General features: G+C 30.6%; 27 protein-coding genes. All 27 read right to left on the bottom strand.

The features are described 5' to 3' along the window. Positions 1 to 16: 16 nt before the first annotated feature. Positions 17 to 580, bottom strand: a complete 564-nt coding sequence (locus RDK80_RS05385; RefSeq protein WP_094902177.1) for a histidine phosphatase family protein — start codon at positions 578 to 580, stop codon at positions 17 to 19. A gap of 189 nt (positions 581 to 769) precedes the next feature. Further along, a complete protein-coding gene (locus RDK80_RS05380) occupies positions 770 to 1,390 on the bottom strand; it encodes an SDR family oxidoreductase (RefSeq protein WP_308523723.1) in 621 nt (206 codons plus the stop codon). A 9-nt stretch (positions 1,391 to 1,399) separates the two neighbouring features. Then, complete coding sequence (locus RDK80_RS05375) at positions 1,400 to 1,939, bottom strand: flavodoxin domain-containing protein (protein WP_094902173.1); 540 nt, start codon at positions 1,937 to 1,939, stop codon at positions 1,400 to 1,402. 269 nt (positions 1,940 to 2,208) lie between these two features. After that, a complete protein-coding gene (locus tag RDK80_RS05370) occupies positions 2,209 to 2,511 on the bottom strand; it encodes a hypothetical protein (RefSeq protein WP_094902171.1) in 303 nt (100 codons plus the stop codon). A gap of 17 nt (positions 2,512 to 2,528) precedes the next feature. After that, positions 2,529 to 3,125, bottom strand: coding sequence for a hypothetical protein (locus tag RDK80_RS05365; RefSeq protein WP_308523722.1), 597 nt, complete (start codon positions 3,123 to 3,125; stop codon positions 2,529 to 2,531). Between the two features lie 116 nt (positions 3,126 to 3,241). Further along, entirely contained in the window at positions 3,242 to 4,468 is a 1,227-nt protein-coding gene (locus RDK80_RS05360; RefSeq protein ID WP_308523721.1) for a B12-binding domain-containing radical SAM protein, read from the bottom strand. Between the two features lie 245 nt (positions 4,469 to 4,713). Beyond that, positions 4,714 to 5,688 carry an NAD-dependent epimerase/dehydratase family protein gene (locus RDK80_RS05355; RefSeq protein WP_308523720.1) on the bottom strand — a complete coding sequence of 325 codons (975 nt, stop codon included), beginning with the start codon at positions 5,686 to 5,688 and terminating at the stop codon, positions 4,714 to 4,716. A gap of 47 nt (positions 5,689 to 5,735) precedes the next feature. Continuing rightward, on the bottom strand, positions 5,736 to 6,380 hold the full coding sequence (locus tag RDK80_RS05350) for a DUF1905 domain-containing protein (RefSeq protein ID WP_308523719.1): 645 nt from the start codon (positions 6,378 to 6,380) through the stop codon (positions 5,736 to 5,738). Positions 6,381 to 6,393: 13 nt separating this feature from the next. Next, entirely contained in the window at positions 6,394 to 7,275 is an 882-nt protein-coding gene (locus RDK80_RS05345) for an AraC family transcriptional regulator (protein ID WP_308523718.1), read from the bottom strand. A gap of 113 nt (positions 7,276 to 7,388) precedes the next feature. Beyond that, positions 7,389 to 8,321 (bottom strand): N(4)-(beta-N-acetylglucosaminyl)-L-asparaginase, encoded by a 933-nt coding sequence (locus tag RDK80_RS05340; RefSeq protein ID WP_094902159.1) that lies wholly within the window; start codon positions 8,319 to 8,321, stop codon positions 7,389 to 7,391. A gap of 17 nt (positions 8,322 to 8,338) precedes the next feature. Beyond that, positions 8,339 to 9,094: a copper homeostasis protein CutC gene (locus RDK80_RS05335; protein ID WP_308523717.1), complete on the bottom strand. Its 756-nt coding sequence runs from the start codon at positions 9,092 to 9,094 to the stop codon at positions 8,339 to 8,341. A gap of 241 nt (positions 9,095 to 9,335) precedes the next feature. Then, entirely contained in the window at positions 9,336 to 10,799 is a 1,464-nt protein-coding gene (locus tag RDK80_RS05330; protein ID WP_308523716.1) for a sodium:alanine symporter family protein, read from the bottom strand. 172 nt (positions 10,800 to 10,971) lie between these two features. After that, entirely contained in the window at positions 10,972 to 11,808 is an 837-nt protein-coding gene (locus RDK80_RS05325) for a response regulator (RefSeq protein WP_308523715.1), read from the bottom strand. Further along, positions 11,805 to 13,082: an ATP-binding protein gene (locus RDK80_RS05320; protein WP_308523714.1), complete on the bottom strand. Its 1,278-nt coding sequence runs from the start codon at positions 13,080 to 13,082 to the stop codon at positions 11,805 to 11,807. Before RDK80_RS05320 ends, RDK80_RS05325 begins: the two co-directional genes overlap by 4 nt. A 117-nt stretch (positions 13,083 to 13,199) precedes the next feature. Next, entirely contained in the window at positions 13,200 to 14,138 is a 939-nt protein-coding gene (locus RDK80_RS05315) for a dipeptidase (protein WP_308523713.1), read from the bottom strand. A gap of 128 nt (positions 14,139 to 14,266) precedes the next feature. Continuing rightward, positions 14,267 to 15,079 carry an N-formylglutamate amidohydrolase gene (locus RDK80_RS05310; RefSeq protein ID WP_308523712.1) on the bottom strand — a complete coding sequence of 271 codons (813 nt, stop codon included), beginning with the start codon at positions 15,077 to 15,079 and terminating at the stop codon, positions 14,267 to 14,269. Positions 15,080 to 15,213: 134 nt separating this feature from the next. After that, positions 15,214 to 15,777, bottom strand: a complete 564-nt coding sequence (locus RDK80_RS05305; RefSeq protein WP_308523711.1) for a YdcF family protein — start codon at positions 15,775 to 15,777, stop codon at positions 15,214 to 15,216. 158 nt (positions 15,778 to 15,935) lie between these two features. After that, complete coding sequence (locus tag RDK80_RS05300) at positions 15,936 to 16,613, bottom strand: DUF1905 domain-containing protein (RefSeq protein WP_308523710.1); 678 nt, start codon at positions 16,611 to 16,613, stop codon at positions 15,936 to 15,938. Between the two features lie 70 nt (positions 16,614 to 16,683). Continuing rightward, complete coding sequence (locus RDK80_RS05295; protein ID WP_308523709.1) at positions 16,684 to 17,676, bottom strand: effector binding domain-containing protein; 993 nt, start codon at positions 17,674 to 17,676, stop codon at positions 16,684 to 16,686. A gap of 118 nt (positions 17,677 to 17,794) precedes the next feature. Next, a complete protein-coding gene (locus tag RDK80_RS05290) occupies positions 17,795 to 18,682 on the bottom strand; it encodes a GNAT family N-acetyltransferase (RefSeq protein WP_308523708.1) in 888 nt (295 codons plus the stop codon). A 49-nt stretch (positions 18,683 to 18,731) separates the two neighbouring features. Further along, entirely contained in the window at positions 18,732 to 19,235 is a 504-nt protein-coding gene (locus RDK80_RS05285) for a GNAT family N-acetyltransferase (RefSeq protein WP_308523707.1), read from the bottom strand. A gap of 37 nt (positions 19,236 to 19,272) precedes the next feature. Beyond that, positions 19,273 to 19,791 carry a CHAP domain-containing protein gene (locus RDK80_RS05280; RefSeq protein WP_308523706.1) on the bottom strand — a complete coding sequence of 173 codons (519 nt, stop codon included), beginning with the start codon at positions 19,789 to 19,791 and terminating at the stop codon, positions 19,273 to 19,275. 47 nt (positions 19,792 to 19,838) lie between these two features. Beyond that, positions 19,839 to 20,708: an alpha/beta fold hydrolase gene (locus tag RDK80_RS05275; RefSeq protein WP_308523705.1), complete on the bottom strand. Its 870-nt coding sequence runs from the start codon at positions 20,706 to 20,708 to the stop codon at positions 19,839 to 19,841. A 142-nt stretch (positions 20,709 to 20,850) separates the two neighbouring features. Continuing rightward, on the bottom strand, positions 20,851 to 21,099 hold the full coding sequence (locus tag RDK80_RS05270) for a TIGR04076 family protein (RefSeq protein WP_235601413.1): 249 nt from the start codon (positions 21,097 to 21,099) through the stop codon (positions 20,851 to 20,853). A 65-nt stretch (positions 21,100 to 21,164) separates the two neighbouring features. After that, positions 21,165 to 21,605 carry a GNAT family N-acetyltransferase gene (locus RDK80_RS05265; RefSeq protein WP_308523704.1) on the bottom strand — a complete coding sequence of 147 codons (441 nt, stop codon included), beginning with the start codon at positions 21,603 to 21,605 and terminating at the stop codon, positions 21,165 to 21,167. Then, the gene (locus tag RDK80_RS05260) at positions 21,602 to 21,811 is read right to left on the bottom strand and encodes a hypothetical protein (RefSeq protein ID WP_308523703.1); all 210 of its coding nucleotides are present in this window, start codon (positions 21,809 to 21,811) and stop codon (positions 21,602 to 21,604) included. The genes RDK80_RS05265 and RDK80_RS05260 overlap by 4 nt, the downstream gene beginning before the upstream one ends. Before the next feature lie 95 nt (positions 21,812 to 21,906). Beyond that, entirely contained in the window at positions 21,907 to 22,581 is a 675-nt protein-coding gene (locus RDK80_RS05255) for an NAD(P)H-dependent oxidoreductase (RefSeq protein WP_308523702.1), read from the bottom strand. Positions 22,582 to 22,641: the final 60 nt, after the last annotated feature.

Genomic DNA, 22,641 nt, shown 5'->3' with positions numbered 1-22,641 from the left:
ATTTTATACTAATCTATTAATCTTCCTCTATAAAACCACACCATTGAAAATTTTCATCATATTCTACTTCAATAATTCCACAATAGGGTACCTGTCTTTCAAATTTAAACTGTCTCATTAGCATACCATGACTTATAACAATGATTTTATTATACTCTAAATATTTCTTTAGACTATCGTTAGCTCTAATAAACAAGTTCTCTAGATTCTCCCACTTCTTTTCTATATTCTCAGGACATATCCCTTTATGAACTGCACACTTTCTACTGGCATTTATTGCAAATTCATCTGAGTCAAATGTAAATGTTAAATCCGGCAGCCATTCATGTAAATCTAGCTCTATCTCAATGTCTAAGTTTCGTTCTTTAGAAATAATTGCTGCTGTTTGTAAAGCTCTTGTATATGGAGAAGAAACTATCAATTCTGAACCATCTAATAATCTATCTCTAGCTGCTTTTCTAGCTTGTTCTTTTCCAAGTGGAGTTAATTCTGCTAAATCTCTTCCATGTCCTATATATTTCCGTTCACTTACCTTTGAATAATCTGGCTCTCCATGCCTAACAAAAATTAATTTTGTCATTAATGCACCTCTTTTCTCTTGATTTCTTAGTATAAAATATTACCTAATTTTTACTTTAAATCTGTTTTTGCTTTCTTCGTCATTTTCACAAGCATTCTTCCCATTGGCAATGAAAAAGCATAACTAAGTCTCACTGATATTTTATCACCAAATGAAGGAGTAATGATGAATTTCTTGCCGTCTATGTTTTTAACAAACCCTTTTTCCTACTTTCTCAGGGGATGATTTAAATTCTTTTGGGATTGGAAGTGGTGAAGATGATTCTGTATCAGTCAAAGGAGGATGCATTATATGAAATGTCACACCACTATCTTCATATTCAATATTCATGCATTTAGCAAAAGCTTCTATTGCTCCCTTACTAGATGCATATGAGCTTATGTCTATAAATCCAGTGATGCCTACACCTGAGCTTGTAAAACAGATTTTACCTCGTCTTTGGCTTTTCATGATAGGGATTACAGCTTCTGTTAGATTTATGGCTCCATAAAAATTTACATCGATTACTTTACTAAAATCTTCCTTACTATGTTCTTCAAAGCTCTTAAATAAACATAAACAAGCATTATGCACAGCATAATCTATACTACCAAATTTAGCATTTGTATCATTAACTGCAATCTTTACTGAATCTTTATTACATACATCAGACTCAAAAGTTAGGAGAGATTCTGGATAGATTTCTTTTAACCTGTTAATATTACCACAACTCATGTCAAGTACAGCTGCATAATTCCCATTCTGTAGCCATTCCTTAACCATATAATATCCAATTCCATTATTGCCACCTGTTAGAAATAATGTTTTCATCTTTTCCCCCTAATTAATTTCTTTGACATATGATACTAATGGCTCTATGGCTTCTATATTGGTGAAATCAACCTTCTCACCATATGTTTCTAACATCATTTTATCTTCTGTTGACAATTCCTCTGGCTTTTTATTAGCTACCATTCTCTTAAGCATTGCCATCATGGATTTATGCAAAAAATTTAATTTGCTATAATCAATTCCCCCACGCAAATGAAAAATTTTCACTTCCTTACGCATTTCTTCTGTAAGATTCTTTTCAATAATTGGTTTGAAAATGTCTTTATCATCTGTTGCAGCAAGCCCTACAGTAAAGATAATAAGGTTTTTTGATTTTAAATCCTGAAAATTCTTTGTAATAATTCCTATACCATTAATACCACTGGCATAAAGTCCACCACCAAATATTATTGAATCATATTCAGATAACTTTTCGCCTTTTATCTCTGAGGATTCAAATAAATCAGCCTCTAATTCCTTAGCAATCCACTCTGCATATTTTTTTGTGCTACCATATTTTGATTTGTATACCACTACTATCTTGTTCATATAATTCCCTCCTTGCTTTTTCATTCTAACTAAATTGATATTTGCCTATCATATCAGATTCGTTTATAAATAACAAAATAATAAGTAAAATCATCAGTAAAAACATAACAGTTCTAGAATTATTCCTAATCGAAAACTCTATCTCTATTTATCTTATATAAATATTCTATAAATCTTACTGAACTCCTTCTTTTTATAGGATTTTTCTTTATATATAAAAATAAGATAGATAGCTCATGCCATCTATCCTTAAATTTCTTCCCCTATTCTTAATCTCCTTTTCTCTTTTTTCTAGATAGAGATAATCCGCCAAATCCACTTATTATAGCTACATAAAATCCAAAATCATACCAAAATCCAGTATTTATTGACTCATATATTCTAATATTATTCTTGCCTATTGAAAATATTAATGAGATAGGTGCTATCCAGCCATGCCATATACCTGACAAAAAGTTAGCTGGTTTCTTTAAACTATATGAGCCATCCCCTGGCATACAGCCTGTTAAAACCAATAATACTAATATAATTATAATAGATAATCTTAATCTTTTAGATAAAATCTTATTCATTGCAAATCCCTCCAAATTTATTTCTCTGTATACCAAGTAGAAAATACACAATCGCTTCCATCTGTGGCATGTGTCTCAACTATATCCATATGACATGCCTTCTCAGGAAGTACAAATTGGTAAACGCTATATAACGTTCCTTGACAGCATCTACACCACGTAATTGATTCTGGCTTATCCCATCCGTTTTTAACAGTAAAGCAACCACAAGAATTTTTTATTCCTATATGAGTAATTATTTTTCCATCTACGAATTCCACCTTTTGTCCAATACGAGGTCTGCCATTTAGAAAATTTGCAACAGCTTTTAGATATTCATTTTCGTCCGTATTATTTTCACGCAGCTCTTTAAAATATTTTTTGTTATATGCAGAGTATTTATTGGTTTTAACGCAAGCACATTCTTGTCTAATTAGTATTAGCTTCTCAGAATCAATATTATCTTCTAATCTGCTAATCACGTCATTTGCCCATTTTGCACATTCTTGGGGAGTTTCCTCCCCAGTAACATTATATAAATCTGAGAGGATTTCTCTTCCTTTACCCTCTCCAACATAAAAATCAATTTGCTTAACTAATCTCTCACAATGCTTTTTTATATTATCTAGCTCCATAATATTAATCCTCCTATATAGAATGTAATTTATATTATTAAATAAAAATATATCAGTGTCTTGTAATTTGGATTATTTCAAAACTTGGTTTGACTAAAACAGACTATAATAACTCGTTAAGTATTGTACCTGTTTACATCAATATTGTTAAGTCTTGTTTCCCTTATAGAAAACTTATAGCCTAAATTCACTATAAAATTATATATTATATTTGTTTTTGAAGCTGATAGTCTTTTAATTATTGATTTCATAGAATAAAATTCTTTTCTAAACCACATATACCCATTAAACAGCTCTTGTGGTGTCATATTTTTAGGCTTAAACGCTACTCTTGTTTTTCCATTAAAATACATCCAATCCATTGATATCAATCTATTTTCTTTCTTCAATTGATCATATATGGGTGTTTTAGGTAGTGGAGTCAATATACTTACAGTAACGCCATCAATACCTAACTTATTGCATGCTTCAAGTGTTTTTTTAAATACATCCTTTGTGTCTGTATCAAAGCCAAATATTATTCCTGATTGAATGGAAATTCCATTTTTATGGATTAAATCTATTATTCTTTTATACTTATCTACATTATTAATTGTTTTATTAACACTTGCCAAGCTCATTTCAGAAAATGATTCCAGTCCAACAAAAAAATATATACATCCTGATTTTTTAGCTAATTTTAATAGTTCTTCATCTTCACATCTCTCCAATGTAACTTGGGCTGCCCATTTCTTATTAAGTCTGGATAGTTCTTTCATCAACCTTTTAGCATATTCTATATCTCCAAAAAAATTATCATCCCAAAAAACAAAATATTTCTTATCTATACTTTTTATATCTTCAATAACTTCTTCAATTGGACGAACCCTAAAAGAATTAAAATATATTTGTTTTAAATTACAATAACTACATTGATAAGGACATCCCCTTGTAGCAAAAACTGCTCCTTTTGTAAAACATCTTCCTTTTATAAGATCTCTCCTTGGAAAAGGAATTCCTTTTAACGCTGTTGCATATTCAGCCTTGTATTGTTTCTTTGCTTTATCTTCATAAAAATCTTCTAAAAACTGAGGCCATGTTTCTTCAGCTTCTCCTATTATAATATAATCACAGTAATTTATTGCTTCATCGGGCATAAGAGTTGAGTGAGGACCTCCAAAAACAACTTTGCATCCTTTGTTTCTAAATTTAGTTGCCACTTCATAACAATGAGAGGCGTTAGAGGTATTTACTGTTATAGCTATTAAATCAAATCTATCTTCAAGAGGTATTTTTTGATTATATTCATCTATAAGAATAATATCGTATTTTGACTCATCAATAAATCCTGCTAAATAAGGCATAGTGATTTGAATAAAATTATTGACTTGTTTTTTTCATAGCACACTCCTATCACTATCTATATAACCTTCATAATTTACAAACCGATTCTTTCGCAAGTATCCTTATTATTCTGCCTTTAATACTTATTCTACAAATTTTTCTAAATTCCTTCTTTTATGAATATTTTTTTACATACAAAACAAGATAGATGGGCTTCCCCATCTATCTTAGATTTAAACTTTCTACGTATTCTTCATTATTTAAATTATTTAATACCATTAATTTCTAATTCTCTAAATATTTCATCTTCGTTATGTATAATATTTTCTTTAAAAAATATACTATCCCTATTTTCTAAATACCAATCATAACTATTCCTTAACCCCATCATAAAGTCCGTTTCTTCGATATAAATGCAGTTAATTTTACTTACATCCAATACATTACTATAGTCAAAAAATGGAAAGAAATCTCTCTCTTTTCGTCCTTTAGCTTTATAATCATATTCAATTATTTTAGCTTCTTTACCAACTACTTCTGCACAATATTCAATCCATTCTTTAATAGTAACTGGCCTCTTATTTCCAACATTAAAAATAGAAATATTTTGTTTTTTTGTTTTAAGTAATTCTATAATAATATTAGATAAATCCGTGGTGTAGATAAATTGAAGATATGTCTTGGGATTTGGGATGATAATTGGTCTATCTTTACAGATATGATCAAAAATAAAGCTCTCCCTTTGAGCATAGTTATTTTCTCCATAAACATAAGGAGGTCTTAAAATAATAAGATCTGTAAAGGAATTTTTAAAATTGTTAGTATAGTAATTTTCAGCTTCTATCTTATGTTGTCCGTAAGATGTCCAATAGGCATTTTCTTTTAATGAATCATTTTCTTTAAAAGGAAATACCAAGTTATCTACATCATATACAGCACTTGAACTAATAAATACAAAAGATTCTAATTCTTGTTTATTTAGAGATTTGAATAGTATTTCTGCCTGTGCTTTATTTAAGGCAGATACATCTACAACAATATTAAACTTATATTTAGAAAGAACCTTTTCCATTTGCTCACTATCATTTCTATCACATATTAAATTATATACATTTTCATAATCCTGTTTTTTTGTTCCACGATTTAAAGTGAAAACATTATATTTATTTTCACAAAAAACATCAACTATTTTTTTACCAATAAAATAACTTCCACCCATTATTAAGACTTTTTTCTTCATATATATTATCCTTTCTTACGAGTAAGTTAAAAGATTCTCCTAGGTTACTACAATATTATTTCTAAGTATCCTGTTATTTTATTTAAATCAAAGTCCTCCAATATTCCTATACTCGAATCGTAATATTTCCCGTCATAGAAAAGTATCAGATGTCCACTTGTATTTATAATACAACATTTTGGAAGTTTATGATCTTTCTTTAGTTTATAAACCATTTTATCTGAATGTCCAATTCCATAATAATCTAATGCCTCTATTACCTTACTTAAAGACGTTTTTGCTTTCATTAAAATAATAACTTCATCTATAGATACTCCTGCAAGCATGGCAACGCAACCTTGTCCGCACAATCTATCTCCTGATTTAATAATCTCAATTCTATCTATCTTTCTTATTGGATCTTCTATACTGTATGGACTATTATTATTGATGCGGGCCAAATGCGATATAACTTCAAAAGATATATCTAATTCTTCACTTGAATTAATAATTTTCAATACATCCTTTACAATTGGTATATAATAGTTGCCATTTCCTTTAGGAACTAGTTTGCATTCAAAATTAAAATCATTTATTGTTACATTCACAGGTATGAGTCCTTTTTGACCTAATACCTCCCATACATTGAAAGGAATACTTATAAACGTCTTTGCTCCCTCTTTCAATAAACTTCCCCTAAATGTGTATTGCATTTCCTTCCTCCCGCTATTTAAAAGTTGGCTTGATTGCTATCCATACTTCTTGTCTATTATCCTGTAAATAAGATTCTATTACAGGTAAATCATCTAAATCATAACCTGAATTAGGCAGCCATTCTGTATAAAAACTTTTATAAGTATTCTGAATAGAATCTGGTAATGCTCCATTTGCTTCAATTATTACCCATGTAGCTTTAGGCAATCGTAATTCAACCATATCTCCAGGAGTAATGACCTTCGTACATTCAGCTACATCTACATTAGTAGTTACCCCTAAATAATAATCCATTTCCTCTGAATCTCCCCATTGTCCTCCTGCACTAATCCCAAGGAGTCCTACGGGACGCATATCTGCCTGACTCCAAAGCTCAAATAATCGTTTCATTGTACCATCTCTACCTGCCGTTTCCCATATTTGGGGAACTATTTGAAAAGCCTTTTCTGTTTCTATTCTTTTTCTTATTCCTGAAATAGTAAATGCTGGCCATTGTTCAATTTGGTAATTCATATGATTACCTCCTTTAATCGTTATTTGGAAGGAAATCCTCGGACATGTCTTGAGACTAACCACCTCTGTACGTACTTTAGATGGAAGAACACCATGAAATTTTCTAAAAGCTCTGGTAAAAGCATCTTGGGAAGTATATCCGTATTTCATTGCTATATCGATTATATTTTCCTTACTATTCAAAATATGAAAAGCTGCTAACGTAAGTCGTCTGTTTCTAATATACTCACTTAAAGATTGGTCTGCAATATAGGAAAACATTCTCTGAAAATTATATACAGAACATACTGCAAGTTTTGCAATTTCATCATAGGAAATTTCTTTATCAAGATTTTCTTCTATATAATCAACTACATTGTTAACACGTTTAATCCATTCCATCCTACTTATTTCCTCCTTTAGACTCTAGAATATACTAATTTAGGAAAATAATCTCGATTTTTTTTGCCCTAATTTATCGATTATAATTTCATATGGAGATCCTCTTTATTATCCTACTCCGTATGAGTGTCGATCCATTCTTGAGTTGCTTTTACGTAGGTTGTTTTTCCATCTGAAAATGAGGCGATATATACTGTAGGTTCTTCCGTTTCAGTAGCCACTACAAAGGAAAATTTATTTATATTTGTTGCCACACCCCATTCTCCCTTATTATTCATACATACTACGGAAATATCTTTTGCTCCTCCTCTTTTAGAAATTAGCTTTTGGTTTAATTTATTTACAGCTTTTTCCGCAGCCTCCTGCGGATGAAGTCCCTCTTCCATAAGACGCACTATCTCATATGATATGCAGCCTTTCATTATATCTTCACCTACTCCAGTGGCACTAGCAGCCCCTATTTCGCTATCTGCATAAAAACCTGAACCAGATAATGGTGAATCTCCAATCCTCCCAGGTCTTTTCATAAAGAGACCGCTGGTAGATGTGGCAACAGCCATCTTTCCATTTCTATCTAGCCCAACTATTCCAACAGTATCATGTCCATCATATGCCTTAAGTTTATCTAACTTAATCTCACTTTTCTTTTTTTCCCACTCCTTCTTAGAATAATCTGTAAGCATATTGGTTCTCTGGAATTCCATTGTATGTGCGTATCTCTCAGCGCCTTGTCCTACTAAAAATATATTATATCTTTCATCCATAAGTTTTCTTGCAATCGAAATTGGATTTTTAAAATCCTTAATACTTCCTACAGCCCCAATAGAAAATGTATCTCCATCCATAAAAGCTGCATCAAGTTCAACCTCACAATCTCGATTTGGTAATCCCCCATAACCTACAGACCTATATTCTGGACAATCTTCTACCATTTTTACCGCAATTTCAATAGCATCTAAGGATGACTTCCCATCTTTTAATAATTTTTGTGCTTCTATTATTCCTTCTAAAGCCATTCTCCAAGTACCTATTATTCCCCAACTCATTATGGACACCTCTCATATCATTTTATATTATTTAATATCTTAGTTATATTCCTCACAGATTCTTCACAAGTAAAATAATTATCATATTCAGAAACTATTAAACTTCCACCCATATCTACTCTGTCATTTCTATACTCCATGATACTTTCTATTCTTTTTTTTGCAGATAAATGAATTTCTCCTGCCCCTGTACTGTCGATTATGAGCCTTACATTTTCCTCGCTGACCCCTGATCCCGGCATAATAATTATTTTATCTTCTGCTCTTTTGACTAATTCTCTGATTAAATCTATACCTTGCATAGCCTTGCTTTCTTTCCCAGATGTTAGTATTCTTTCTACACCAATGTCAATAAGTATATCTAAAGATTTAAAAGGATCTTTAGTCATGTCAAAGGCTCTATGAAATGTAACAGCAAGAGGCCTAGATAATTCTATTAGTTCTTTCATTATATTTATGTCTATCTCACCATTAGGCTTGAGCACTCCTATTACTATACCCTTCACACCATACCTTTTAGCAATCTCTATATCCTTCTTCATTACCTCAATCTCTAAGGGAGAATAACAGAAATCACCACTTCTTGGACGAATCATCACATTTATATCAATGGTTAGATATTTCCTAGCTAGTTCAATCATCCCTGCACTGGGAGTAGTTCCTCCTCCAATTAAATTGTCGCAAAGTTCTATCCTACTAGCTCCTCCATTTTGTGCTGCTAAAGCAGATTGAATGGAATCTACACATATCTCAATTTTTATTTCTTTTTTCAAAAAATCACCTCCAAGTCTATAGCTCAAACTCTATGTAACTTTATCTTAAATTTAGCTCTCTACTTACTACTATACTAAAACTAATTATATCAAATCAATAAACCAATTCCTATATCATCTCAATAGTAAGACTAAACAAATAAATACAAAAAGGTAGATAGCTCTTGCTATCCACCTTTTTGATCTGGGATATTAAACCTGTGTAAGTATCCTTCCGGATATCCCTGTGTCATAATATTTATTATTTTAAAATTGTAGTACTCAATCCTTTTCTTAATACTGATTTTTTCTTGTCCTTCTTTTCCTCAAGATTTTGGTATTCATATTCCCAATGGATATTTCCTCTTAGTACCTTTGAATCATAGTCATCAAGAATAAATTTGACTTCCTTAGATAATAGAACTAAGGCTATTATATTAGGAACTGCCATTATACCCATAGACATGTCTGCCAATTCCCATACAAATGTTGGATCTATTAAAGTACCTATTACTAAAGCTGTAAGTACTATACCTTTAAATGCATTTATTGTTATAGAATTAGTACTTAATATATTTTTTACATTTGATTCAGCAAAGAAATACCATCCTACTATTGTAGTAAGGGAGAAGAATGATAAACATATTGATAAGAACATTCCTCCAAATGTACCAAATCCTGCTGCAAAACCATTTTGAGTCATTATTGTTGCACCTTCAACCATCTGTGCTGCTGGAATATTTCCATTATAGGCACCTGATGCAAGATTTACCATTACCGTTGATAAACAAATCAGAAATGTTGATATAAATACTCCTATCATAGCAGTAAACCCTTGTTCTGCTGGATGCTTAGCATCAGCTACTGCATGTGAATGTGGTGTTGAACCCATTCCTGCCTCATTTGAAAAAAGTCCTCTAGCTAAACCAAATCTTATAGTCTGTTGTACTGTAATACCAAGTACACCTCCACCTATTGCCCCCGGTGAAAATGCTCCTATAAAAATACTCTTTACTGCTGGAACAAAATTTCCAATATTCATAAATATAATTACCAAACTTCCAAGAATATAAGCACCAGCCATAATTGGAACTACAGTTTCTGCAAAGGATGCTATTCTTCCCATTCCACCCATTAATATAAGTGCCACCACAATTGCAAGTCCAATGGTAACTGCAATTACCGGCACACCAAATGCACTACTAACTGATCCAGCTACTGAGTTTGATTGTACCATTATACCAACTACACCTAATGCAATGATACAAGTTATTGAAAAAAATGTTGCTAAACCTTTAGATTTCAAACCATTTTTTATATAATATGCAGGTCCTCCTACTAATTCTCCATCCTTGGTTTCTCTATATTTTTGTGCTAAAACAGATTCACTAAAAATTGTAGCCATTCCAAAGAATGCAGATATTAACATCCAAAAGGCTGCTCCTGGACCACCTGCCGCTATTGCTGTTGCTACTCCGACTATATTTCCTGTACCAACTTGAGCCGCTACAGCTGTTGATAAAGCCTGAAAAGGCGTCATTTTACCTTCTTCCACTTCTTCCTTGTTAATTATTCCTTGAACCATCTTCTTTAGAGCAGGAAATAATCTTGTAAACTGTGGAAATCTAAGTCTTATTGTCATAAAAACACCCACACCTATAAGTCCAAATATCAATACATAGTCCCACAGAATAGTATTTACAAAACCTACTAATTCTTTAAACATTTTAATAATCAGCCTCCTATATTGATTTTATTAAGTATATATTAGGCTAATTATAACCTGTGACCTTCAAATACCCATGGAAAGTTTCAAACGGAAACAAGAATTTTTTCAAAGAAATATATGTAAATTAAAAAAATTAGATAAAATTACTAATCTTATCTAACTTTTTTTATTAAATCTTACTATAGTAAACTATTCCATCTATAAATTTTTTTATGTTTACTTTCCCTCTCTTTTTACCCTTTCCTCTAATGAAATCCATCTCTATTTTTAGCTGTTCAAAATTATATAATCCATTAGAGTATTCTGTAAATATTTCATTCATATAATCTTCTATTCCTATGTTTGCAAGATTAATCATCCCAATGGTTGCTGTTCTTCTAATTCTCTGCTCCATAGTTTTAGGATTATCAGTGAAATGACCACAAATCTCTTTGACTGTAAAATTAGCCATAGTCTGATTTGTATCAATTAAATACTTAACTACATCAAGAATATCTTGACTACCTGATTCTCCAATGATACCAATTCTCTGCATCACTCTTTTTACTCCTAGCATATTATTAGCTCCATTATTTTCCACTTTAGTATTTTCAGACTCACCGGAAAATAAGCTTTGTATTTGAGCTAGCTTCTTATTCATATCAATTTTTTCTTTAACTTTATTAATTACAGTTTGTACCTCGATAGCATCAATAGGCTTTGAGATATAGTACTCTACTCCACTTTGATATGCTTTAGAAATCATATCCTTGGAAGATACTTGTGAAATCATAATGTACTGAATGTCAGGATGTATAGTCTTTGCTTCCCTTACTAAGCTAATACCATCTTTGCCTGGCATCAGCAAGTCAACTAATACAATATCTGGCTTCGATAATTCTATTTCTTCTAAAGCAGTTATTCCATTATCAGCTCTTCCTATTACGTCTCCTAATCCTTTATCCATTATTATCTTTTCTAGAATTCTAATAATATTAAAGTCATCTTCAACTATAAATATTTTCATTTTAAATTTTCCTCCAATGTTCTTCTTGGAATGGATATATAAAAGCTAGTTCCATTTCCTATCTTGGAGCTAACATTTACCTTACCCTTCAATTGCTCCTCTACTATATATTGAACTATGCTTAACCCAAGCCCTCTATTTACTTCGCCTGTATTATAGTTTATCTTAGTTGAAAAACCAGGTGAGAAAATATGCTTTAACCCTTCTTCATCTATTCCAGTTCCATTATCAGATACTATAAAATGATGCTGTTCTTGGTCTATTTCATGACTTACAATAATCTTAGCTTCTTTTTGAGAATCAGGTATTGCATCCATGCTATTCATAATGAGATTCCTAAGCATGGACATAAGATAGTAATGTTTAGAAGTATAAAAGTTTTCTCCTATATTAAATACAAGATTTATATCCTTATCTAATCTCCTTATTTCTCTCTTCATAGTCTCAGAAAGTATACTAATAATATCTTTAAAATCCATACCCTTATCTTTAAGCTCATTTTCCGTAATTTCCTTCATACCACGGATTACCAATCCATTCTCTTTCTTTATCTCATGCACATCTCTAGCAATAGTTAGAGCTCTATTTGCCCAGCTTTCATTATCTTCATTAAGATTTATCTTCTCAAATAATTCATATGACTCAGACATAACCTTCTCTATATGGTCCATATTCTTTTCAATCCAGTACATTTCTGTTCTTAGCTGAGATGTCAACCATAATAGTTTTTTATATCTATTCTCATGTTCTTCCTTCATAAGAAACATTCTATAGTATTTAAGTGCATTTAATACCAGCCATACTATAGCAGAACGAACTATACTTACAAGAAACAATGTAGTACCAACCTTCCATGGAGAAGGAGATGTATCTATTGTCACTCTTACAAATATTTCTATAAGGTTAGCACCAAAGTCACTGATAACCATAATAAAAAATACAAAATTTATATTATTTTTATTTCCTTGACCTATTAGTAGAGAATAAATAATAGAATAAAAAGCATAAAATAATATTTCTAGCTGATATGAAATTATTACATCATTAATATGACCTTTTGATATGTAATAAACCATCAATCTTAAAATATATACCATTATACCTGATAATATGCCCGTTGGAACTGGTCTTAACTCATGATAGTAAAAAAGAAATACTACAAAGAATATTATTCCTGCTGAGACTCTAAAATCACTATTTATTAGACCAATATTGACCTGTGATGCTAATGCAACTATTAAAGAAACAAAAATCATCTTTTTATAATCCTTCAAACTAAGTCACCTCACCTATTAGTATATATTTAACATTATTTCATGTCTATACTTCTATACTAATATCTTCAACTTAGCCTTCAAATATACTATTTCAAAATACACTATCTTCTAGAACTATAACACGTCTTTAATTACTCTTAGTGCATTTTTATAAAATATTTTATCTATTTCATCCTCTGAGAATTTGTTATCCTTTAATGCAAATATAAGCTTCTCTATCTCACCTATATTGTTTATTTCACAATTTGGATGAGAACCATCATAATCAGAACCTAATGCTATTACATCTATTCCTCCTATATTTCTAATATGCTTAATATGTCTTATTATATCCTCTATTCTGGCATTCTCACTTTCACCTAGAAAATCTCTTTCAAAACATATACCCGTTGTCCCTCCACTTTCTGATAGAAGTTTTATCATATCATCTGTCAGATTTCTAGAATGTTCTTTTATAATCCTTGAATTTGAATGAGATGCTATAAAAGGTTTTGAACTTAATCTTACTACATCATAAAATCCTTTATCGGAGAGATGGGAAACATCTATAAGCATGCCTAATTTATTCATCTCATATACTATTTCTTCACCAAAACTAGTTAATCCTCTATCTCTATAGTTCTTTTTTATATTAGGGTATCCTATTTCATTGGCCGTGTTCCATGTAAGAGTTATTGCTCTTACTCCTATTCTATAGAAATTTCTTAAATTATGCATTTGTCCTTTAATCGCTCCACCTTCTTCTATAGCAAGAACAGCAGAAATCTTTCCTTCATTATCATTTTTTATTATATCCCTATAGTTAGTTGCTAGACAAATATTGTCTGAGTTTTTTTCAATCTCTATATAGAATTTATCAATCATCTCAAGACAAGTTTCCAAAGGATCAGCTGATTTTTTTAAATCTATCCACATGGCAAAGAATTGAGCTAATGAATTTCCCTTTTTTAGTTTCTTAATATCTATACTTAAGTGATTTTCATATAATTCTAGGTTTTCTTTATCATCCATCAATCTTAAAATTGTATCACAGTGCATATCAATTGATCTCATTCTTTTCACCCCTTTAAATAATTTAATCCTTTATTATATATAATAAATCTAGTATATCTTTGTTTGAGAATAGTTTCCACCTAATTACTTTTTTCATAATTGATAAAAATCAGTAATTCATACTCAATCTATTTTTCAACTATTTTCATGATATTTTTCAAGACCCTCTCTAAACGTTCTTTGGTTTTATTAAATAGAATATCATCTTTATGATATACCTCTTCTTCTCCAAAATACCTATCCTCTATATAAGTGGTATACCGTATCTCAATTTGTATAGCTTCAACATTTTCTATTGAACTATAATGTGATACTATATATCCTCCTTTAAGACCCTTTTCGTCAACCTTCACAGTGAAACCTTCATCAACAAAAGCTTTATAAACACTATGAAAAAATTCATATGAACATGTACTTCCACCACATGTCCCTAGCACAACATCAGCTGTGGATTGTGCATAAAAACTATGTAAATCAAGCAAATAGACTTTATCCCATTCTTTCAAGCTATTATTTATTTCATTTAATAAACAAGTATGATATGGTTCATAAAATTCTTTTATCCTATTCTCAACTACTATATTTGGTAAAGAATTTTCATAAATATTTTTACTAAATGTGGTTTTATGATAAATTAAAGATTCTGTATAATCTCCTTCTATATGTTTTTTATTAATATTTCTATTAACATCAACTACATATCTGCTATAATTAGCTGATATTTTTATAATATTTAGCTTATATAGAAAATCATAAAGATCATTTAAAAACCAATCATTATTTGTAAGTAATGCATTTTGTATCATACTATTTTTCATTTCGGATGTAATACAAGATGATCCATGGGGAATGCTAGCAATTACAGGAGATAATATTTTTGGTCTTTCTATATTTACTGCTTCTATATTACCACTCCTCTCTATTGTAGTATTGTTAGCCATATTATATAATTCGGTTCTTAGACTTACATTCTTTAGATTTTCTCAATAAATAAAACTTTTTTATTATATTATACTATACTTCACAATCCTATAAAGCATATTAGTAATCTTCATCTTTTAATATTAATTCATTATCATTCTTCTTGAAACTTTTTAATGTACTGCCTGAAATATTTACCTACCTTTACCACTTCACCCATAACTATGTCTATCTTTTCTTCATCTAAAAACCAATTATCTTTTGTGATTTCTCTTTTGTCTGGAACAGATGCGACAAAAAATTCTATATCCTTTGGGAATACTAATTGATATGTTAGAAGGGCACGCCTTGAATGATATTCTTTACAGACTAAAATAGCACTTTTCACTGACAAATTATTCTCTTTTATTACTTTCCATGAAAGTTCTGCATTGTCAAAGGTATGTTTTGCTTGATCTTCCTTTAATATTTTTTCTTCTGGTATGCCTAATCTTACCCCTATTAATCTCAAAAATTCCCATTCTGAATTATACTCTGGTATTTTAAAATTGAAACCTCCACTTGGTAGTACATATGAAGCTAACCCATGATTATATAATTCTGCTGCTTTCTCCATCAATTGCGGATGACTTCCCCCTGATACTAAGATTATATCCGACTTCTGTATTTCTGTTTTAACAAAAACTAATTCACTTATACAATCAAATGGGTATCTCATTTTATAACCTCCATTTACTTTTAACGATTTTTCCATATATCTATTTTTCTTCTATAGTTAAACCTTCTGTACAATGCTCAACCATCACTTCTAATATGTCATATAATAGTTAATTCATAGATTATTCAGCGAAGAGACAAATGTACTTCACTAAATTTTTAATCTGTATATATCTCCAAATATGATGTTATTTTACCATCTGGATGACACTCTTCAAGAACTCCAAATTCTGGATCATAAAACTTACCTTTGAAATGCAAAACCCAATGACTATAATTTGGCATATGGACAGTTAAAATACATACTTCTGAATAGTTTGGATTTTTCTTAGAAATTCTCTTGTTGGTACCAGAATGTTTTATTTTATAATAATCTAAAGCTTCGATTAATTGTCCAATACTTGTTGACCCTTTAGTATTCATAGCCTTCATTACATCTTCCACATCTACTCCTGCAAGCATAGATATACATGCTTGTCCACAGGCTCTGGCATTAGGTTGTTCAACATAATTTACTGATTCAATCCTTCTATATTCGCCTGATTCATTAACTTTTGGTCTATTGTTTTCATTATTATCAGCTAATTCCATATTTATATTCAAAGTATCTCCTACACTTATTCTTGATTTTTCAATTATCTTTTTACTTATGGGTAGTAAATAAACACCATTTCCTCTTGGAATAAGAGCACATTCATACGGCACTTCATTTATACTTTCTTTAACTCTCATTGCACCTTTTTTATTAAATAAATTCCATACATTGAAAGGTAATTCAATAAAAACTCTACTAGTTTTCTCATAATCTGGCATTGTTATATTAAATGAATGTTTCATCTTTATCCTCCTAAAATTTATTTTCAAATATACAATAGTATAGCGAGGGAGTAAATGCCTCCCTCATATCCTATTTTTGCTCTTTCAATTTTATTGGAAATAGTAAATCAAGCTGATGCTCATCACTTTCCGGCCAATTAAGGTTACAATAGTAAAGGTAATTAAGATGTTCCTCAAGCAATCCTCCCATACATTCTCCACCATCATCAGCATAATTTGCTTCATATTTAGGATTGTTAATAGTAACCCAATTTAATAGCCACTCCCACTCATGAAAATTTCCTAGAATTATCATATGTGCTGCATATAGTCCACCAGTGAAATGTTTTTTCTCAAGGGGGGCCGGTACTTCCATATCTTCAGGAATCGTGACCCACACCTCATATCCATAATCAGGTCTATCCTTTGACGGGTTAGGATGATTAAATCCAAATACACGGGCATCTGGTTTAATTTCATAGAGATTACTTGCTTTTACAAACTCCTCTAGCTGCTTTCCTGCATTTTCCTCAGGATTTTCACCGATATAATGACTTGCGGCTACTGTAAATGGCGGTAAGTGAACAATCCTAACATTTTTAAGTGTTGATAAACTTTCTGCTGCCTTGTTTAAATCTTCCATTGACTTTTCCTCCTTAAAACTAACTTTTTGTAAGGATAAGGAATCAATTGCATCAAGTATATAATCATCACTTAATATGCCAAGTTTCAATTTAACCTTTGTTTCCTTCTGCAAAGTCTCAATAAGACGGTTTAGAATCACTTTGATTGTTGATAATGCCGCTATTTCATCTTCTAAATTAGTTATATTTTGTTTAAATACCTCAATGGCTTGAACAACATCTTCGTTATTCAATATATCGCCAATTTGTTTTAATGGAATACGTAGCTTTCTCAAAATAACAATTTGCTGCAAACGTAAAATTGCCTCCTCATCATAGCTGCGATATGCATATCCTTCTTTTTTGGAACTGGTTAAAAGCCCTATTTGTTCATAATATCGAAGTGTTCTTGTGGAAATTTTAAAAGCATTTGAAACTTGGCTAATAGTTTTTAATTCCATATAAATTCCTCCTTACTTAATAAATAAGTATAGGGTACGACACGACGTCAAAGTCAATGAATCTTTATGAAAAAATATAAAGGATTAAATAGTTTATACTATGCTTTAATTGAAATTATTACAATTCCTTTTTCATAATGCATAGTTCCTTTATTTCCTTAACTTTCTTGTAACCCTTTTTTTCATATAGTGATTTAGGCTGCCAATTATGTTCATCTGGAAATGACAATACTTCTATTGATTCATATTTTCTATTTTTTACTTCTTCTTCAAGATATTCTATTAATCTTGAAGCTACACCATATCCACTCATTTCTTGGCGAACAGAAAGGCAGGTAATCATAACACCATTAGTACTTTTACTTGATATTGGAAATCCTAGCATTCTTGATATCTCTAATGGAAATGCCTCAATAAATCCTACTGGCTCGTCGTTATAGTATTCAATATAGCCAACTAAGCTACCCTTCTCTAGATTTTCTTTTAAAAAACTTCTCTTTAATTGCTCATATTTAGCCCAATTCTCTGGAAGATATGATTTTTCATCTAGATATGGATTGTATTTTGTACAAATAATACAACTATCCCTAAGGAGTTTTCCATCATATTTCTTAATCTGAAATTTATCTATATCATATTTAAGTCTCTCTTTAGTGATCGCTCCATAATCAAATTTGTAATCTTCCTCTTCGAAGGATATACCGTGTTCTCTTAAAGCATTTGATATAAATTTCTTTGATGGAGGAAAACCTTTTATTTCATTACCTTGAATAAATAACTTTCCAAAAAGAAGTGGGGATGTCCCATTTTCCCTAACACTTTCTATTATTTCTTCTTCATTAGGAAACCAAGAATATAATGATTCAAATTTACAATCAAAAACATTAAATGATTCAAAATCAACCTGCTCTTTATACTTCAAAAATAAATTACGAAGACGATCTAAAGAAGCAAATGACTCTGGACAAATTGGAACATAGAAATATCTTGCCACGATTTTTTTCACTATAAATTCCCCCTATCATAACAATTTTATATGGCTATTCTTCTTATTCTCATATATCCAATATATATCTTAGTTCAATAGGTTTATTGGAGAAATGACTATGCTTTTTAGTGCCATCAAATATGAAACCGTACTTTTCATAAAATCCCCTTGCCCTTACATTCTCTTCATAAACCCATAGTGAAGCCCTTTCGCAACCCTCATCTTTCAATATACTTATAACTACATCCATTATCTTAGTAGCTAATCCTTTTCCCCAGTATTCTTCAAGGAGATATATTGAATAAATAGAGCCACACTCTTCTAGCTTCTCATCATTATCTTTATTTGCAAATGCTAAACTACAAGGTATCCCGTCGTAAATTCCAATCAAAACAATTTCTCCATCCTGAATAAATCTTTCAAACTGCTGTTGTCTTCTTTGCTTATCTAGGAATTTGGTTATTTCATTCTCGGGTATAATACTAGAATAAGCTGACCTCCAGCTTTCAACGATAATATTCGCTAAAGATTCAGCATCATCTATCATAGCTCTTCTAATCTCATATTTCAATAGAGTCACCCTTCTTCAGATAATTTTCTAGCTTTTATTATTTCACAAAATTATAATCATCAGGTATTCTGATATATCCTCTTATATTTTTATTTTTATCTCTTTTTACAGTTCCAGATACATTATTGATATTTCCTTCAGCGACAACTATATAGCTATCATAATTTTCCAGAACTATACCAATGTGATCATGGGGTTCATTTAAAAAAACATTATTAAATATTACAATGTCTCCTTTACTTGGAATAAAACTATTATTTTCAGCGGGATAATAAAATTGATTTTCAGGCAGACTGCCCCATGATTCCCATGCGGAGCAACCTGCAAAATTACATTTTATATTTTCATCGGGGAATTTTACTGGAATATTAAACCCAGCCTTCATACAGCAGTAATAAACAAATGCAGCACACCATTTTCCATCCCAATTTTCTAGCGACCATTTAGGAAATAAATTAATTATTGGCTCAATGTTGGACTCAAGCCCCATAACATTTCCATGAAAACATTTCTGTGCTTCCAATTTAGCAATTTCACCTAGCTTGTCTCTTTTCATAAAGCCCTCCTATAAATGACAATATTTACTTTTTCTGCCTTACTCTTTTAAATTAATGATTTTAAACAATCCATCACCACATCCGGTCTATCTATATATATTAAATGATCACTATCCGAAGCAATTATCAATTTTCCTTGATCGGATAGTAATACCAGCTCCTCCTGCAACTCACGCCACTTATTCTCATGCTCAACAGCTTCTTCCTCTGGTATCTCATATTTCATCCAATTTCTGACAGATAAAATCTTATCTCGAGCAATTACTCTTAAAGGAACATCTGGAAATATATCTATGCTTTTAATATCTTCTCCATCATGTATCCAATTTGCAAATTCATCTGCTACTGTCTTATAAAGATTTGGATTTCCAAAAAATTCTACAACATCTTGTAATTCTTCACTTGTTACACACTTCTCATATTTAGAAGTTATATCTGTATTTTGACTAATAAGTTCTTCTCTGGACTTCAAAGATAATTCATTAACTAAAGAAACCATCTTATCTATTGATGTTTGAGAATTTATTGTTGGTGTATCAAGACTTTCCAATTGTTCTAAATTATATGAAGTTGAGTCCAATAATACTACAGCCTTAATTTCATCAGGATACATTTTTACATATTGCTGTACACATAATCCACCAAAGGAATGTCCCATCAAAATATACTTTTCTTTAATTCCAATTTCTTTAAGCATTGTATTTAATTCATATGCTATATTTCTTGTTGTTCTAGAGGATTTTGGAAGACTACTATTACCATATCCTTGTCTATGATAAATAATGACTGTAAAATAGTCCTTTATCTCTTCAATGAGCGGATACCAATCATAAAATGAATTACCTATTCCTACCTCTATGACAAGTATTGTATTCCCATTGCCAATAATTTTATATTCATAGTTTATATTATCCACTTTTATCTCTCCTATCAATGGTAAGTATTCATCTCAAAATTTTAAATATATTTCATCTGCTAAAGCTATCCTAATACATATATTAAATTACAGATTTTATATTTATACTGAATATCTTCCTCAATAACTTTTATGATAATCATTAAGCTTCAACAACTTCTCCATATATTAAAACTCTACCGTTATCTGGACATCTCATTTGAAATTTCTTTTCTCTTATATTTCCATAATCTAAATCACCATTATTTAATAATGTATAGACACTGGGATATATACTCTGCCACAATTCATGACAAATTGGAGGGCAGATATCTCCTACTATATAAGTGTCACCTATCTTATGGTAATTTCCTCGACACTTACTTTCTAAAATAGTTAATTTAACTTTCATAATGCCCCACACCTTTCTTATACTTAAAATGTCTTAAAACGATATGTATTTAAACATTAATGATTTTACAATTCTTGTACATAAGTATGCTCTACAAAACAAGCCATTTCAATAAAATCATTTCTTTCATATAATTTTTTAGCACCAGTATTTGATTTCGCAACTCGAAGTCTTATATTCTTAATAGATCTGTCTACTGACATATTTCTAATACAATGTGCTATTATATAACTTCCATATCCTTTATTTTGAAATATTGGTTTGACAACAATATCCATTATATAGTTTTGCTCAAAAATATATGCACCTACTAACTCGTTGTTTAACCAAAATGAACGCACTTGACTAAGTTTATTCAAATCATTAAGCTTTTGATAAAATTTATTTTTATTTACAGCATAACTATTTACCTTCCATTCATTATCTATATTTAATTGAAAATATGAACTATCAAACAAGTCAATAAATTCTTCTAGCATGTCCTGCTCAAAACCTTTTTCAATCAAATTATTTTTTTCATTTGTGGAAGTTCTCTACCAGTATACTCAAGATGATATCCTTCCATATCTGATTTAAAGTGTAATTTTCTTACTAAATCAATTATTTTTTCATTTTTCCCATATATGTTAAAGCATAATTCTTTTGAGCTTATTCTTGAAATATATTCTTTAGTCTTGTCATTAATTGCCCTTAAAATATCTTCTATATGCATTACTTGAACACAAAGCCCTTTGTAGGAAATGAGAACCTAGTCTTTGAAAAGTCAATTTCTTCCCTTTTTTTATGCATTTACTAACATCATCTGAATCATATATCTTTTTTATTTCTAGCCCTTTCGATTTCCTTTAGGATATTTTTAACTAATGGATTTAGCCTATTTTCTATATCATTCCAATCATATTCTTGTAATGGAAATATTGAATACTCCACCTTTTTAACATTTCTCACTGGTAATAAAACTCCTTTTATCTGTTCATTGTTTCCACTCACTATATTCATCTCTATAGGATAAGATAACGCATTACAGATTGAATCTATTACTGGTCCTTTATAATATCTGATAATTTCTTCTGTTCCTCCTCCATGTCCTATAATCCCAACTGGCTTTCTATATAAGGGAGAACGATATGATTCATTATTAAATCTTTTTAAAAATGCTAATTGTTCCATTTTCTCAAGTAGCATAGCTAGCTTAGATGGTATTGGAGCATAATGAGCAGAAACCATAAATAAGGCTTCTGCTTTTATAAGTTTCTCATATATACTATTGAATTCTTCATCTAAAACACACTTATCCTCATTAAAACATCTGCCACAGCCTATACATGGTATAAGTTCTTTTTCAACAAGTGAGACTACTTCTACAATGATCTCTTCATCATTTTTTCTTTGAACCATCTCCTTGATTAGTTCACAAATCTTTAAAGACGTACTATTTTTCCCCGCATGTTTTATATTTGAAGCTGATAAACAAACTATCACCTTACTCCTCCTCGTATAATATAGTTACAGTTTAATAACTGTATCTCTTTTCTATCTCAC

Source organism: uncultured Tissierella sp. (genome assembly GCF_902479755.1).
Lineage (GTDB): Bacteria > Bacillota > Clostridia > Tissierellales > Tissierellaceae > Tissierella > Tissierella carlieri.
The sequence above is the reverse complement of the archived record's forward strand: the minus strand, read 5'-3'. Positions and strand labels throughout refer to the sequence as shown.

Coding starts and splice junctions, on each gene's coding strand:
- RDK80_RS05375 (WP_094902173.1), bottom strand. CDS start 1,939: ATGAACAAGATAGTAGTGGTATACAAATCAAAATATGGTAGCACAAAA.
- RDK80_RS05380 (WP_308523723.1), bottom strand. CDS start 1,390: ATGAAAACATTATTTCTAACAGGTGGCAATAATGGAATTGGATATTAT.
- RDK80_RS05270 (WP_235601413.1), bottom strand. CDS start 21,099: ATGAAAGTTAAATTAACTATTTTAGAAAGTAAGTGTCGAGGAAATTAC.
- RDK80_RS05345 (WP_308523718.1), bottom strand. CDS start 7,275: ATGGAATGGATTAAACGTGTTAACAATGTAGTTGATTATATAGAAGAA.
- RDK80_RS05260 (WP_308523703.1), bottom strand. CDS start 21,811: ATGCATATAGAAGATATTTTAAGGGCAATTAATGACAAGACTAAAGAA.
- RDK80_RS05325 (WP_308523715.1), bottom strand. CDS start 11,808: ATGAAAATATTTATAGTTGAAGATGACTTTAATATTATTAGAATTCTA.
- RDK80_RS05365 (WP_308523722.1), bottom strand. CDS start 3,125: ATGGAGCTAGATAATATAAAAAAGCATTGTGAGAGATTAGTTAAGCAA.
- RDK80_RS05385 (WP_094902177.1), bottom strand. CDS start 580: ATGACAAAATTAATTTTTGTTAGGCATGGAGAGCCAGATTATTCAAAG.
- RDK80_RS05310 (WP_308523712.1), bottom strand. CDS start 15,079: ATGGCTAACAATACTACAATAGAGAGGAGTGGTAATATAGAAGCAGTA.
- RDK80_RS05360 (WP_308523721.1), bottom strand. CDS start 4,468: ATGCCTTATTTAGCAGGATTTATTGATGAGTCAAAATACGATATTATT.
- RDK80_RS05305 (WP_308523711.1), bottom strand. CDS start 15,777: ATGAGATACCCATTTGATTGTATAAGTGAATTAGTTTTTGTTAAAACA.
- RDK80_RS05315 (WP_308523713.1), bottom strand. CDS start 14,138: ATGAGATCAATTGATATGCACTGTGATACAATTTTAAGATTGATGGAT.
- RDK80_RS05330 (WP_308523716.1), bottom strand. CDS start 10,799: ATGTTTAAAGAATTAGTAGGTTTTGTAAATACTATTCTGTGGGACTAT.
- RDK80_RS05295 (WP_308523709.1), bottom strand. CDS start 17,676: ATGGAATTAAAAACTATTAGCCAAGTTTCAAATGCTTTTAAAATTTCC.
- RDK80_RS05370 (WP_094902171.1), bottom strand. CDS start 2,511: ATGAATAAGATTTTATCTAAAAGATTAAGATTATCTATTATAATTATA.
- RDK80_RS05300 (WP_308523710.1), bottom strand. CDS start 16,613: ATGAAACATTCATTTAATATAACAATGCCAGATTATGAGAAAACTAGT.
- RDK80_RS05355 (WP_308523720.1), bottom strand. CDS start 5,688: ATGAAGAAAAAAGTCTTAATAATGGGTGGAAGTTATTTTATTGGTAAA.
- RDK80_RS05280 (WP_308523706.1), bottom strand. CDS start 19,791: ATGAAAAGAGACAAGCTAGGTGAAATTGCTAAATTGGAAGCACAGAAA.
- RDK80_RS05350 (WP_308523719.1), bottom strand. CDS start 6,380: ATGCAATACACATTTAGGGGAAGTTTATTGAAAGAGGGAGCAAAGACG.
- RDK80_RS05340 (WP_094902159.1), bottom strand. CDS start 8,321: ATGAGTTGGGGAATAATAGGTACTTGGAGAATGGCTTTAGAAGGAATA.